Raw genomic sequence first — 14,019 nt, forward strand, 5'->3', positions numbered from 1 at the left:
CTGTAGCCCAAATTCTAGTTGTCGACCGATCGCTTATGACTCGGGTTGAAGAGATGCCGAAATCTCTGCCAGCATTTCTGGCGCGGTAAACTCGTCAAAGCCGACCTTTTCAGCGAGGATCGTATGGCCCGTCGTGATTGCTACATCCCATTGACACCGATCTCTCAATTAGAAGGATTCTAATTGATTGACTGATGGCGATGCGCATGCCATCTCTTTAGAATAATTCTAAATCTAATTACCGGCCGACTGGTTGGCTGAGCTCCGCGAGCCCGAGCGGAGCGGGCTGTACTTCGGAACCGACCGATCGCATTCGGGAGCATTATCGTGCGCACTTTACACAAAGAGAATCATCTCATCGAACGTATCGGTTGGCTTCGGGCGGCCGTGCTCGGGGCCAATGACGGGTTGATTTCGACATCGAGCCTCATCGTGGGCGTGGCGGCGGCGACCGCCGGCCCTCACGAGGTCCTTGTGGCGGGCGTTGCCGGGCTGGTGGCCGGAGCCATGTCAATGGCGGCCGGCGAATATGTCTCGGTCAGCTCACAGGCCGACACGGAAGAAGCCGACATGGCGCGCGAGCGCCGCGAACTGGCCACGCAGCCGGAGGCGGAACTAGCGGAACTCGCTGCGATCTACGAGCAGCGCGGTGTCGCACCGGATCTCGCCCTTGAGGTGGCCAAGCAAATGATGGCGAAGGACGCATTCGAGGCGCATGCGCGCGACGAACTCGGACTGTCGAGCCATGTGATGGCCAGACCCGTCCAGGCGGCCTTTACATCCGCGGCGACCTTTTCCGTGGGCGCGGCGCTGCCGCTGATCGTGGCGTTACTCGCGCCGGCGGGAACGGTCGCATGGGCCGTGTCCATCGCCTGTCTCGTCGGGCTTGCCGCACTCGGGGCGGTTGGCGCGAGCGCGGGCGGCGCCAGCGTCTGGAAACCGACTGTTCGGGTCGTCTTCTGGGGCGCGGTGGCCATGGCGTCGACGGCGGCCATCGGCGCCCTTATCGGCCGGGCGGTCTGATCATGAGGCGCTTCTCGTTCGATATCCCGATGCTGATGTCGCTCCTGACGGTGCTGGGTATGATCCTGGCGACGGTCGGGACCTGGCCGCCGGCCGAGGGACTTGGTGTCCTGCGGTGGCCGGGTCTGGCGCTCGCCTATGGTGCCGGCGGGATTCCCGCCTCGTGGACGGCCCTATCCGCGCTGTGGCGGCAGCATATCCTCGACATCGACCTCCTGATGGTGGTCGCCGCGATCGCCGCGGCGATTGTCGGCGCGCCGTTTGAAGGTGCCGTGCTGCTGACGCTGTTCAGCGTGTCGACGACGCTCGAGCATCAAGCGCTCGGGCGCGCGCGCCGCGCGGTCGAGGCCTTGATGGCGCTCCGCCCGGAGACGGCGTTTCGGAAGAACGCGGACGGTGCGGTCGCCGAGGTTTCCGCCGCGGAGCTTGCCGTCGGCGACGTCGTGATCCTGCGGCCGGGCGCGCGCGTGCCCGCCGACGGTGTGATCCTGCAAGGGCGCGGCGGTATCGACGAGGCCAACATCACCGGCGAATCCATGCCCGTCTCCAAGGAGCCGGGCCAGCAGGTGTTCGAGGCTACCGTCAATCTCGACGGCATCCTGGAAGTGACGATAGCGAGAACGATCGGCGACAGCACGATCGCGCGCATGATCCGGCTGGTCACCGAGGCCCAGGAGGCGAAAGCGCCGTCCGAGCGTTTCAGCGCATGGTTCGGACAGCGTTATACAGTCGCGGTCCTGCTCGGTGCTGTTCTCGCCTTTGTCGTCTTCTACTGGCTCGGGCGAGATTGGGAACCGGCACTTTATAAGGCGGCAACGCTATTGGTCGCGGCCAGCCCCTGTGCGATCGTCATATCGGTGCCGGCGGCGATCCTGTCGGCGCTCTCGGCTGCGGCGCGGGGCGGCGTTCTTTTCAAGGGCGGCGGCGCGCTCGAAATGCTGGCAGCCGTCGATACCTTCGCCTTCGACAAGACAGGCACGCTGACCAACGGCCGTGCGGAGGTGACACGGATCATTGCGCTGAACGGTGAGGACCGGCGCTTCCTGTCCCTGCTGGCCGGGCTCGAAGCTCATTCCGAGCATCACATCGCCGGAGCGATCCGCCGCGAGGCGGTCATACACGGGATCGAACCGGCGCAGGTCATGAATGTCAACTCCCGTCCCAGCGCCGGAATCGTCGGGCGGGACGAGGTTGGCCCGGTCTGGGCTGGAAACTCTTATCTCGCCAGGGAAATGGATGCGTCCACTGATCGCGCCGAATTCCGCGAACTGGAGGAGAACGCGCAAACCGTCGTCTATCTCGGGCGAGGATCGACCATTCTGGGCGCCGTCAGCGTCGCGGACGAGGCGAGGGCGAGTTCCGCCCCGGCGCTCGCCGCCCTGCGTGCCGGCGGCGTGCGCCGCATCGTCATGATGACCGGCGACCGCCGGCCGGTGGCCCTGCGCATCGGCGCGGAACTCGGTCTCGGCCCGGACGAGATCCACGCCGAAATGCTGCCGCAGGACAAGGTGCGCCAAATCGGTGAACTGGCGGAATGCGGCAAGGTCGCATTCGTTGGCGACGGCGTGAACGACGCCGCCGCCCTTGCCCGCGCCGATGTCGGCATCGCCATGGGGGCGGCCGGTTCGGATGTCGCCCTTCAGGCGGCCGATGTGGCCCTGCTGTCGGAAGACATGAAGAAGCTGGCGGAGGCGCACCGGCTGGCGCGGCGCACCGCCGCTGTCATCCGGCAGAACCTCGCCGTCGCGATAGGCGCCATGCTGGCGCTCGTCACAGGCGGGCTGTTCTTCGATCTGCCGCTGCCGCTGGCGGTGGTTGGACATGAAGGCGGGACCGTACTGGTCGTCCTGAACGGCTTGCGCCTTCTCTCGGACAGTATCCGGCGGAATGTAGACGAGGCAATTTCCACGCATCGGGGAGCGGTGCGCTCAAGCCTATCTGTACTTCCACCGAACACATCAACGGCCGACAGGCCGGCATGAAACACCCTATCCTGCGGAAACGGCAGCCTATGCCGCTTCGACATTGCCGCTCCTTTTTTCCTGCAAGAGTGATCGACCTCAGCCTGTCGTCTGTGGCGGCTGCCGTGCATCCTGACTGACGGAAAGCTGACAGGAATTTTTATCGTTCTTCAGGAGCCCATCAGCAAAGCGTTGCATGGTTCCACGCGTAGATGATGGCAACTGAGGAGTTGGAACCATGAAAAAGTCTCTCACGATGCTTGCACTGTTGGCGATGCTGCCAGCCGGCGCCGCTCTTGCCGGTGAGGCGTGCGATGTACCGCTGGAAAAGAGGCAATCGTTCGAAGCGCTGGCGAAGCTTGCAAGCGACTTCGAATGGACCATCGACAGGATGAAGATTGACGATGGCTGTTACGAGCTTCGGGTGACCGATGCCAGCGGCAACATCCTCAAGGTCAAAGTCGACCCGGCGACCCTGGAGGTTGTTGACGGAAAGGTCAAACGCTTCGGTGACGATGGCGGTACGCTACGGAAGGAGAAGTAGGGCCACGCGTAGTCGAGACGCGCCCGGACGGTCGGCAAAGGCATTCATTCTGAGGCGTGCGTGCCTTCGCCGTATCTGGAATAACGGGAGCAGGCTGCTGGCTGCGCTATTGCTTGCCAGAGAAAAATACGGCCGCGAAACCGTCCTGCCGCCCCTCTATCGGCGAGATCAGATCAAGCCTGCCGCCCGTACCAGCGGCGATCGTCTTGGCGATGGCCAGGCCGAGACCCGCGCCGTCCGCCTCGGACTGGCCCCGCTCGAAAGGCTCGGACAGTCGGGCAAGCGTCTCCGCCGGCACGGCCGGACCGGCATTCGTGACGTGCAGGGTGCCCTCAACCGATAGCGCGACACTGACAGGCTCCTTCGGATCGCCATGCTTAAGGGCGTTTTCAATGAGGTTGCGCGCCAAAACGGCGAAGGCGTCCGGATCGATATTGGCGGATACCGGATTGTCGGGAATCGTCAGTTCGACCCGACCAGCGCTATGGGTGTGTTCGCCGAACTCGCTGACGACCATGCGCAGGATGACTGCGATGTCGACAGGCTTCTCAGCCAGAAGGCGGCCGCCCTCGGCCCTTGCAAGCTGCATCAGCTTTTCGGTCAGCCGGGAAAGACGCCGCAGGGCAGTTTCCATGTCGCACGCATGTTCGCGGGTCGTGTCATCGGTAGCCTCGATGATCATCCTTTGCGCTTGTGCCAGTGCAGCCGCGACCGGCGTTCGTAGTTCATGGGCGGATTTCGCCGCCAGCGTTCGCTCCGCCTGCAATGTCCGTTTCAGGCGTTCAAGAAGGCGGTTCACCGAATGAGCGACTGGTTCGATCTCGGAAGGCAGGTTGTCGGCTTTGACCGGAGCAAGATCGCCGCCGCCGCGCACCTCGATCTGTGATCGGAAAGTCCGGACAGGGGCCATCGACAGCCGCACGATGAACCAGACACCGAAGAGGCTGAGGGGAACGATAATGCCGAGTGGCAGGGCGAGATCCAGCGAGGCATGTTCCGCCGCCATTCGCCGATGCGAAAGCGGTTCGGCGACGGTGATCGTCAGGCTGCCTTGCAGCGCGGCGTCGGAATAGAGCCGATGGGTTTGCGTATCGGTAAAGCCCATTCCCGAAAATGGCGGGAAGACCGCCAGATCCGCATTGTGCGAGCTGAGCAGAACCTTGCCCGCTTCGTCACGCACGATATAGGTGAAGTATTCGTCATGCTGACGCAGCGTCGCCACGCGCTGTTCCGAATCGTCGGCATCGCGCCCGAGGATTTCGAGCGCCGCAAGCGGCAGAATCCGTTGCGCGGTCTCCTCGAGCGCGCTGTCGAAGACTTCGTTCATTTCATTGTGCAGCCTGTAAACCGTAACCACGGCGGCGACCGCCCAAAGCGTCGTTATGCCGAGGCCGAGCCACAGCGAAAGCCGCCATTGCAGGCTTTTCGGGCGCTTCATCGCGCGCTTCCGAGACGATAACCGATACCGCGAACCGTATCGATGACAGCATGCCCCAGCTTTTTGCGCAGCCGGCTGACATGGACCTCGATCGTGTTGCTCTCCACTTCGGCGCCGAACGCATAGAGCCGGTCTTCGAGCTGGGCCTTGGTCAGCGCGACGCCCGGCCGTTGCAGGAAGGTCTCGAATAGTGCCCATTCCCGTCCGGTCAGTTCGACGGAGCGCCCGCCGCGCTTCACGGTTTTCGCGGCAAGATCGACGCGCAGGTCGCCGATCTCGATGAGAGGATTGGGATTGCCGCTGTAGCGCCGCGCGACGGCGTTCAAACGCGACGACAGCTCCGAAAGATCGAAGGGCTTGATCATGTAGTCGTCGGCGCCGGCGTCGAGTCCTTCGATCCGGTCGGAAATCTGGTCCAGCGCCGTCAGGATGATGACCGGCGTCACACTTCCTGCTGCACGCAGTTTTCGCAGGAAGCCGACACCCAGCCCGTCGGGAAGCATCAGATCCAGCAGGATGAGGTCGTAGGCCGCGCTATCGAGATGCTCACGCGCGGCGTCGAGCCGGATCACCCAATCGACGGAATGGTTGGTGGCGATATGATCGCGAACGGCCTTGCCGAGGATCGCATCGTCTTCAACGAGCAAGACTCTCATCTTGGGATCGGTTCCCCTTTCTGCTGTTTTTCTACGGTTTGAACCTGTCGGTTTGCTGAAGGGGTATCAGCCGCTGCTTCAGCCATTCGTCAGGATAGCCTGCCATGGTTGTGACTATATCGCGTTGATCGGGAACAATCAGATGATGAAGCAGATGGCGGCGGCAATCCTCGTTCTGACGTTGGCCGGGTTGGGAACCGCAAGGGCGGACGACGATTGCCACGTTCCAATGGAGAAGTGGCAGCCGCGCGAGGCGGTGCAGACGATGGCGGCTGGGCGGGGCTGGACCGTCACCCGGATCAAGATCGACGACGGCTGCTACGAAATCCGCGGAACCGATGAAGGAGGTCGCCCCTTCAAAGCCAAGATCGACCCTGCGACGCTCGAAATCGTCAAGCTCCGCTACAAGGATCGAGATGACGACCATCACGGAGCCGAACGCCAACGGACGCAGAACATCGGGCGGGAAGCTGCCGACGGGGCATCTGCGAACGGCCTGTTCGGGACGATTACGCGGCCAAAGGCTGTCGTGAAATAAGACGTCGCACTTTCGCTCCGGCGCATCTCAAGGAGACCTCAATATGCCCGACAAGTCGCATCGCTATTCGGCGAGCATGATCGTCATCCACTGGCTCACCGCCCTTCTGGTGCTCGGTGCCTGGTTCACGGCCGAGGGTGGTCGCAAGATCGCCGAGAACCCGCCCCTGCTGCACTTTTCGCTCGGGCTTGCGGTGCTCGTCCTGGTGCTGCCCCGGCTGGTCCTGCGGGTGGCCGGCCGCACGCCCGAAGCCGATAGGCAAGGTTGGCTCGCGGCTGCTGCGAAAGCCGGCCACGGCTTGCTCTATCTGCTGCTGATAGGATTGCCGATCACAGGCTGGTATGCGGCATCACGCATGGGCGTGCCGGTATCGTTCCTCGGCGTGGAGCTTCCGGCGATCGCGTCGAAGGTGCAGAGTCGTCCCGGTTTGATCGCCGAGCTTCATGAGAATGCGGGGACCTTCATCCTCATCCTTGCCGGTCTGCATGCCCTGATGGCCGTCTGGCATCAGTTTGTCCTGCGCGACGGAACCTTGCAGCGCATGAGCCTGCGCTGAGCAGCGATAACCTTCTTCGTCCGGCTCCACGCCGTCCCGGATCGAAACGATGCGAGGCGGCGCAGGGCCGAGCCTTTTGGTCAACTTGTGATCGCGCAGCGCCATGATCTGCTCGACGTCTTCCTGACAGCAAGCTGAAGCAGAAAACAACGTGCCGTCAGGAAACGCTCAGTTGCTTGCTTCAGGTTGCTTTCACCGGATTGGTTCGGTGTCCTCCAACTGGTCCGGCCCCGTTAAATCGGCCCCAACATTTTTGTTTGCGGCCGCAGTTAAACAGGCAGAGGCCACCATGAAGACCATCCTCACAGCACTTGCCTTGACCACGGCACTCACATTCCCGAGCCTTGCCGTGGCGCGGCCTGTCACGTTCACCACGACGCTGAGCAACTACGGTGGCGACGGCGCCTACCTCGCACTCTATGTCACTGATGCGAAGGGCGCGTATGTCGGCAGCCTGTGGGTGGCTGGCGGCAAATCGAAATATTACGAGCATCTGACGGGTTGGTACCGCGCGACCGGTGGCAGGGTTGCCGAGATCAACGGCATTACGGGCGCCAGCGTCGGCGCGGGACGGACGCTGGAAATCACACTCGACTTGGCCGATGCCCTGTTTGACGCTGGCTATACGCTGCACATCGATGCTGCCGTCGAGGACATGCGCGACAGCCCCAACGAAGTCGCGGTTCCACTGACGACGAATGGTGCAAAGACCCCGGTACGTGGACGGCGCTACATCGCCAGCTTCACCTACTCGATGTAGCCGGAGAGCGTCATGATCCGCGGACTTCACCGCTGGCCAGGCCTCCTGGCTGCGCTTGTGTTGCTGGTGCTCAGTCTGAGCGGCGCAGCCCTCTCGATATTTCCAACTGCCGAGCGCCTGTCCTCGCCGCAGGCCGCAGCTTCCCTTTCCATTGCCGATCTGGCGGAGCGCGTCCAGGCCGCCCATCCCCAGGTGGAGCAGATTCGGCGAGCGCCCTCGGGCCGGATCACCGCATACTGGTTCGAGGGCGGCACGCCGCAGTCGGCGGTCATCGATCCGGTCACCGGGCAGGGTATCGCTTCCGCCGACCCGAACCCGCTAGAACGGTGGCTGACCAACCTGCATCGATCGCTCTTTCTTGGTGATGGCGGTCGCATCGCAGCGGCTGCGGGAGCCGCAGCCATGCTGGTACTGGCCCTGTCCGGCACCGTGCTTGTCGCGCGCAGGGCTGGCGGCTGGCGGCGCTGGTTCGCGCCCCTGCGCGGGCCGATTTCGGGACGGCTGCATGTCGAGATCGCCCGCGTGGCCGTCGCCGGTCTGCTGCTATCCTCCCTCACAGCCCTATGGATGACCGTTTCGACCTTCGAGCTACTGCCCGACGGGCCAGCATCACCGGCAATGCAGACTGATCCGAGCGGCCGGGTCGGTGCGTCGCTTGCGGAGATGAATATCCTGAAGGAGACCCCGGCCGCTGAATTGCGCAGCCTGGCGTTTCCCGCACCTGACGACGCGGCAGACGTCTTTACGGTCAAGACCGATCGCGGTACCGGCACGCTTGATCAGGGCACCGGTGCGCTGCTGGCCTGGAGCGATCTGACCGGGTGGCAACGCATCTCGGAAACCATCTACATGCTTCATACCGGGCAAGGCGCCGCCGGACTGGGGCTCATTCTCGGCCTGATGGCGCTTGGCGTGCCGATTATGACGGTGACGGGCGTCATCCTCTGGCTTGCAGGTTGGCGCGCAAGGCCACGCATTCGCGGCAATGCCACCGCCGGTCGCGCCGAGACGATTCTGCTTGTCGGCAGCGAAGGCGGCAGTACCTGGAGCTTTGCCGCGACGCTGCATGCCGCACTGACGAATATCGGGCAGACCGTTCATGCCGCGGCGATGTCCTCCTTCGACCCTGCGCGTTACGTGCACGCGCAGCGCATCCTTATCTTGACCGCCACCTATGGCGACGGCGATGCGCCGGCCTCGGCGAAAGGGTTCATCGACCGATTGCAATCCCTACCTGCTGCGCCCGCGGTTCCCCTAGCCGTCCTCGGCTTTGGCGACCGCAGCTTTCCAGCATATTGCGCTTTCGCGCGAGCGGTTGCCGAGACAGCGGAGGCCAAGGGCTGGAGCATGCTGGTCCCGTTCGACATGATCGACCGTCAGTCGACGCAGGACTTCGCCCGCTGGGGCCGGGTGCTCGGCGTAGCGATGGGCGTCGAACTGGAACTTGTCCATGAGACGGTTGTGCCGGCCGTCCTTCCGCTGACGCTTGTTTCCCGCCGCGATTACGGGGCGGAGGTACAGGCCCCGACCGCCATCTTACGTTTCGCCTTGCCCAAGGTTCCGCTGTGGCGGCGGCTTGCGGGCCGTGACTTCGGTCGCTTCTCGGCAGGGGATCTGCTCGGCATCCTTCCCGAAGGTTCGGCCGTGCCAAGATTCTATTCGCTGGCCTCGGGACGGCGCGATGGCTTCATCGAGATCGTTGTGAGGAAATATCCGGCCGGCCTGTGCTCCGGCCAACTCCTCGGGTTGGAAGTCGGCGATACCGTAAGCGGCTTTCTGCGCGCCAACGCCGGCTTTCACGCCGGCCGCGGTCGCACGCCGCTGATCCTGATCGGTGCGGGGACGGGAATTGGGCCATTGGCCGGATTCGTGCGCGCCAATGCGCGGCATCGCCCGATCTACCTGTTTTTCGGGATACGTCATCCCGACAGCGACTTTCTCTATGCCGATGAACTGACGGCCTGGCAGCAAAAGGGGTGTCTCCGGCAACTCGCGACAGCTTGTTCGCGCGGACGAATGCCCCGGTATGTGCAGGATGCCTTGCGCGAGGAAGCCGCCGACATCGTAAAGCTGATCCGTAAGGGCGCGAAAATCATGGTCTGCGGCGGGCGCGGCATGGCAGCGGGGGTTTCGGAGGCGCTCGCAGACATCCTGGCGCCCGCAGGTCTGTCGCCGGCTCTGCTCAAGGCGGAAGGGCGCTATGTCGAAGATGTCTATTGATCCCAGGCGGCATGCGCTGAACGGCGCCACCATGGGCACGCGCTGGTCGGCTCTGCTCTACAGGGCGGAAGGGTTTGACTCGGCCCCGATCCGGAACGCACTCCAGATTGCAGTCGACGAGGTGGACGCGCAGATGTCGACCTGGAAGCCGGACAGCGACCTGATGCGCCTCAACGCTGCGCTGGTCGGCGAATGGATAACTGTGCCGGAGCGGCTGATGGACGTGCTGCGCCTCTCGCTCGACATCGACCGCACCTCCGGCGGCGCCTTCGACATCAGCGTGGGCGACGCGGTGAATGCCTGGGGTTTCGGTCCGGCGGCGGCCGATCAGAACCTCATCCGGGAGGCATTCACCGCTCCGCGCCGGCCTGCGCACGAGGTGCTTGAGCTGGACACCAAAGGCCGGCGGGTCCGAAAGCGCGCCCCTGTCGTCCTCGACCTCAATGGTATCGCCAAAGGCTACGGTGTCGATCGGCTCGCTGAAACGCTACGCAGCTTCGGCATCGTTTCCGGCCTGGTCGGCATCGACGGTGAGATGCGGGCGCTTGGCCTGCGCCCCGACGGCCAGCCCTGGACCATAGCGGTCGAGGAACCGGACCGTGAGCGCCGCGCGCCGCATTCGATCCTCGCCTTGCAGGATGCCGCGGTGGCCACCTCGGGCGACTACCGACACTGGGTCGTCGTCGGAAACCGTTACCTTTCGCACACGATGGACCCGCGCCGCGGCGCGCCGCTCGCCTCGTCTCCCGCCTCCATCACCGTCGTCGCGCGCACCTGCGCCGAGGCCGACGCATGGGCGACCGCATTGATGGTTCTTGGTCCGGAAGCTGGACTTATACTTGCGCGACGTCTGCGCCTCGATGCGCTGTTTCTCCTGCGCGAAGGAAAAGAAGTGCGGTCACAGTCGGCCGGCCTTCTGTTTGGTAGCGAAGCCATGCCGGGCGGTGCACGAGCGTCAGCCCTCCCGGCGACGACGGACTTCAGTTCCTGGCAGCCACGAAATTCGATATGAAGCCTGTCAATGATCGTCAGGAATGGGACGACGTCCTCGACTTCTGGTTTCCCGAGGGGCGCTCGCTGGACGTCGATGCGCGGACGCATCGTGCATACTGGCGCTGGCGGATGCAGGGCGGTGCGGATGATGAGATCGTGTCGCGTTTTTCTGATCTCACCAGAAGAGCGGCTCAGGGCGCCCTCGACTATTGGGCGTTGGAAGCAGAGGGAAGGCTGGCATTGATCATAGTCCTCGATCAATTCTCGCGATCGGTCTGGCGGGGCCGCGACCAGGCTTACATGCAGGACCCTCATGCGCTGTCGCTGGCGATGAAAGGTTTCTCAAACCGTCACTATTCGTCCTTGGAAACCCCCTGGTTCAAGGTGGTGCATGGCTTGCCGCTGGGTCATTGCGAAGGCCCGGACCATGTGCAGCGCATGGATTTTCTGATCAGCGTGCGGAAAGAAATTGCGGAAAAAGCTCCGGCCACCCTGCGTCCTATCTATGAATCCCTCGTCAAACAGGCCCGGGACGTTCGAAAAGTCATCACTTCGTTCGGCCGCCATCCCCATCGGAATGAAATTCTCGGACGGCGATCGACCGCTGCCGAGAAAATATATCTCGCAGCTAGCGAGTTTCCGCATCTGGCAGCGTTCAGCGCTGGCTGTAGTTGATTCCAACGACCTAGTTCCAGCTTCGCAATCGAACGACGACTGAAGTGAGAGCGCTAAATCCCGTACTGGGAGCTTGAACCTCGCGTCACAAAATGATAGATAGTAACTAATTACTAGCTTTTGGAGATGCTGATGATCTCGCGATCGGCCTACCTTTCCGCAGAGGAGCGACGTGAGGTGACGGTTGAGACCGTCATCGACTTGGCGGCGGAGCAAAATCCTACAGACATCACAACCGGCGCGATCGCCAAGCGAATGGGTGTGACCCAAGGCGCCTTGTTCAGGCATTTCCCCTCCAAAGACGCGATTCTTCAGGCCGTCATGGAATGGGTGTCAGAGCGCTTACTCACACGGATCGACAAGGCGACTTCCGCTGCGGTCTCTCCACTTGACGCGCTGGAGGCTGCGTTCACTGCGCATATCGAGTTCATCTCCGAGCATCCCGGCGTGCCCCGGATGCTGTTTGGAGAGTTGCAACGCGCCGAGCAGACAGTAGCCAAGCGCATGGCGCACACCTTGATCCAGCGTTATGGCGAGCGCCTCGGACGGCTCGTTGCGGAGGGCAAGGAGCGTGGCGAGTTGGCTGCCACGCTGGATGACAAGGCTGCCGTCACCCTCTTCATCGGTACGATTCAGGGGCTTGTCATGCAATCCCTCATCGCCGGTGACGTCAAGCGCATCCGCGCCAGCGCGCCAGGAGCGTTCGAACTGTATCGACGCGCTGTCGAGGCGGCGAGATGACTCATCCGCATTTCTCGGCTGTCATATCTCCGCTTCGATCCCTCGAAGCTATGTTTGTGGCTGATATTGCCTATCTCGCGGATCATCCGAACATTCCACGCATGTTGCTCGCTGCGCTCGGCAGGACGAACAGTTCCGCACTTAGACTGATGATCGGGGCAGTTATCCAACGGTACGAACAGCGTCTCTCCAGCATAATTGAAGAGGCGCAACAGTGTGGCGAAATACGAACCACGATCGACAAAAGGATAGCTGCCCGTCTGTTCATAGCCGCCATCCAACATCTGGTGTTTAGGGCGCTTATCGTTGGGGATGTCGACAGCATCCGCAAGGCGGCTCCGGATGCCTTCAAATCATATCGTGCATGCATGGAGGCAAACCGGTGAAACTGCCCTCATTGCAGCGTCGCACATTGATGCTCATAGGCGTCGGAGCCGTGACTGCCGCCTTGTTCGGCTACGTGGTGTTGCGCTCCGGCCCGCTGGCGCCGGTCGCTGTCACGGCCGCTGCCGTCGAGGCCCGCTCAATCTCGCCCGCGCTCTTCGGCATCGGCACAGTTGAAGCTCGCTTCTCTTACAAGATCGGCCCTACCTTCGCAGGTCGCGTTGCCAAGATACATGTTGATGTGGGCGATAGGGTACAAGCCGGTCAGGTTCTGGCGGAAATGGACCCGGTGGACCTTGATGCTCGCATCGCAGCGCTCGATGCGGCGATCGGCCGGGCAGAAGCATCTATAAAGACTGCGGAAGCGCAGGTAGACGATGCACTGGCGCGTAGTGATTTCGCGCTTGCCCAGGCGAAACGCTATGAAGAGCTCTGGAAGACCCGCGCCGTCAGCCAGGTCGCAGTGGAAACCAAGCGGCAGGACAGCCAGGTGGCTGACGCTGCTCTCTCGGCCGCTCGGTCGAATCTCCTCGCGTCGCAACAGGATCTCCAACGCAATCGCGCCGACCGCGACGGCCTGATTAAGCAGCGGGAAAACCTGGTTCTATGTGCGCCGGTCGACGGGGTGATTGCAGCACGCAAGGCTGAACCGGGAACGACCATGGTTGCCGGCCAGGCGGTCATAGAAATGATCGACCCGAAGAATCTCTGGATCAATGCCCGGTTCGATCAAATTGCGGCAACAGGCCTGCGGCAGGACCTGCCTGCCTCGATTGCATTGCGTTCGCGCGCCGGCAAAGACGTACCGGGACGAGTGGCGCGTGTGGAAATCCTCGCTGACGCAGTGACGGAAGAAAATCTGGCCAAGGTGGAGTTCGACACGCTTCCCGAGCCGCTGCCTCCGATCGGAGAACTGGCCGAGGTATCGGTCGCCCTACCTGAGCTTGCCGTGTCGCCGGCAATCCCGAACGCTGCGATCCAGAATGTCGGCGGCAAATTGGGCGTCTGGAAAATCGAAGATGGAAAAATCCGTTTTACGGTCGTCCAACTCGGCGCCGCAGACCTGGAGGGGGTCGTACAGGTCACAAAAGGCCTGAAGGTCGGCGACCGGATTGTTGTTTACAGCGCATCCAGATTGGCCAGTACGAGCCGCATTCGTGTAGCCGACAATCCCGCGGAGCTACTCAAATGATCAGCCTCGCCGGACGCGACATCCTGCATTCATGGGGCAAGTTCGTTTTCACGGGGGTCGGTCTTGGCCTGCTCATCGGTGTGACCTTCACCATGGCTGGCGTCTATCGAGGGATGGTCGACGACGGCAAGGTGCTGCTCGACAACAGCGGCGCCGATATGTGGGTCGTCCAGCAGAACACACTCGGCCCATACGCCGAATCCTCAAGCATCAATGATGACATCTATCGCGTGATCCTCGCGATTCCCGGTGTCGAGCGGGTCGCCAACGTAACCTACCTGACGATGCAGGTTCAAAAGGGAAACTCGGACGTACGTGCCATGGTGGTGGGCATCGCG

General features: G+C 62.6%; 14 protein-coding genes and 1 pseudogene. 13 read left to right on the forward strand and 2 right to left on the reverse strand.

Annotated features, from left to right (window positions below; translation table 11 throughout):
* Nucleotides 1-327: 327 nt before the first annotated feature.
* The 3 genes from OJJ21_RS04210 (at nt 328) to OJJ21_RS04220 (ending at nt 3,528) form a co-directional block, all read left to right on the forward strand.
* Entirely contained in the window at nt 328-1,023 is a 696-nt protein-coding gene (locus OJJ21_RS04210; protein ID WP_297683467.1) for a VIT family protein, read from the forward strand.
* Between the two features lie 2 nt (nt 1,024-1,025).
* Nucleotides 1,026-3,005, forward strand: coding sequence for a cation-translocating P-type ATPase (locus tag OJJ21_RS04215; RefSeq protein ID WP_297683469.1), 1,980 nt, complete (start codon nt 1,026-1,028; stop codon nt 3,003-3,005).
* 217 nt (nt 3,006-3,222) lie between these two features.
* On the forward strand, nt 3,223-3,528 hold the full coding sequence (locus tag OJJ21_RS04220) for a PepSY domain-containing protein (RefSeq protein ID WP_297683471.1): 306 nt from the start codon (nt 3,223-3,225) through the stop codon (nt 3,526-3,528).
* A gap of 106 nt (nt 3,529-3,634) precedes the next feature.
* Here OJJ21_RS04220 and OJJ21_RS04225 read toward each other — a convergent pair whose 3' ends face one another.
* Nucleotides 3,635-4,966, reverse strand: a complete 1,332-nt coding sequence (locus tag OJJ21_RS04225; RefSeq protein ID WP_297683473.1) for an ATP-binding protein — start codon at nt 4,964-4,966, stop codon at nt 3,635-3,637.
* Nucleotides 4,963-5,622, reverse strand: a complete 660-nt coding sequence (locus OJJ21_RS04230; protein ID WP_297683475.1) for a response regulator transcription factor — start codon at nt 5,620-5,622, stop codon at nt 4,963-4,965. The genes OJJ21_RS04225 and OJJ21_RS04230 overlap by 4 nt, the downstream gene beginning before the upstream one ends.
* Nucleotides 5,623-5,764: 142 nt before the next feature.
* Here OJJ21_RS04230 and OJJ21_RS04235 point away from each other — a divergent pair, with 142 nt between their 5' ends.
* The 10 genes and pseudogenes from OJJ21_RS04235 to OJJ21_RS04280 form a co-directional block, all read left to right on the forward strand.
* Nucleotides 5,765-6,160: a PepSY domain-containing protein gene (locus OJJ21_RS04235; RefSeq protein WP_297683477.1), complete on the forward strand. Its 396-nt coding sequence runs from the start codon at nt 5,765-5,767 to the stop codon at nt 6,158-6,160.
* A 43-nt stretch (nt 6,161-6,203) separates the two neighbouring features.
* Nucleotides 6,204-6,716 (forward strand): cytochrome b/b6 domain-containing protein, encoded by a 513-nt coding sequence (locus OJJ21_RS04240; protein WP_297683480.1) that lies wholly within the window; start codon nt 6,204-6,206, stop codon nt 6,714-6,716.
* 289 nt (nt 6,717-7,005) lie between these two features.
* Nucleotides 7,006-7,476, forward strand: a complete 471-nt coding sequence (locus OJJ21_RS04245; protein ID WP_297683482.1) for a DUF2271 domain-containing protein — start codon at nt 7,006-7,008, stop codon at nt 7,474-7,476.
* A 12-nt stretch (nt 7,477-7,488) separates the two neighbouring features.
* Entirely contained in the window at nt 7,489-9,696 is a 2,208-nt protein-coding gene (locus OJJ21_RS04250; protein WP_297683484.1) for a PepSY domain-containing protein, read from the forward strand.
* On the forward strand, nt 9,677-10,708 hold the full coding sequence (locus tag OJJ21_RS04255) for an FAD:protein FMN transferase (protein WP_297683486.1): 1,032 nt from the start codon (nt 9,677-9,679) through the stop codon (nt 10,706-10,708). Before OJJ21_RS04250 ends, OJJ21_RS04255 begins: the two co-directional genes overlap by 20 nt.
* Nucleotides 10,705-11,364, forward strand: a complete 660-nt coding sequence (locus OJJ21_RS04260) for a DUF924 family protein (protein ID WP_297683488.1) — start codon at nt 10,705-10,707, stop codon at nt 11,362-11,364. The genes OJJ21_RS04255 and OJJ21_RS04260 overlap by 4 nt, the downstream gene beginning before the upstream one ends.
* 132 nt (nt 11,365-11,496) lie before the next feature.
* Nucleotides 11,497-12,105: a TetR family transcriptional regulator gene (locus OJJ21_RS04265; protein WP_297683491.1), complete on the forward strand. Its 609-nt coding sequence runs from the start codon at nt 11,497-11,499 to the stop codon at nt 12,103-12,105.
* Nucleotides 12,102-12,491, forward strand: coding sequence for a TetR/AcrR family transcriptional regulator C-terminal domain-containing protein (locus OJJ21_RS04270; protein ID WP_297683493.1), 390 nt, complete (start codon nt 12,102-12,104; stop codon nt 12,489-12,491). Before OJJ21_RS04265 ends, OJJ21_RS04270 begins: the two co-directional genes overlap by 4 nt.
* Nucleotides 12,488-13,681, forward strand: coding sequence for an efflux RND transporter periplasmic adaptor subunit (locus OJJ21_RS04275; RefSeq protein WP_297683495.1), 1,194 nt, complete (start codon nt 12,488-12,490; stop codon nt 13,679-13,681). Before OJJ21_RS04270 ends, OJJ21_RS04275 begins: the two co-directional genes overlap by 4 nt.
* Nucleotides 13,678-14,019 (forward strand): annotated as a pseudogene (locus OJJ21_RS04280) (ABC transporter permease); the annotation flags it as partial. The gene OJJ21_RS04275 and the pseudogene OJJ21_RS04280, both read left to right, overlap by 4 nt.

It is taken from the genome of Ferrovibrio sp. (assembly GCF_025869515.1).
Lineage (GTDB): Bacteria > Pseudomonadota > Alphaproteobacteria > Ferrovibrionales > Ferrovibrionaceae > Ferrovibrio.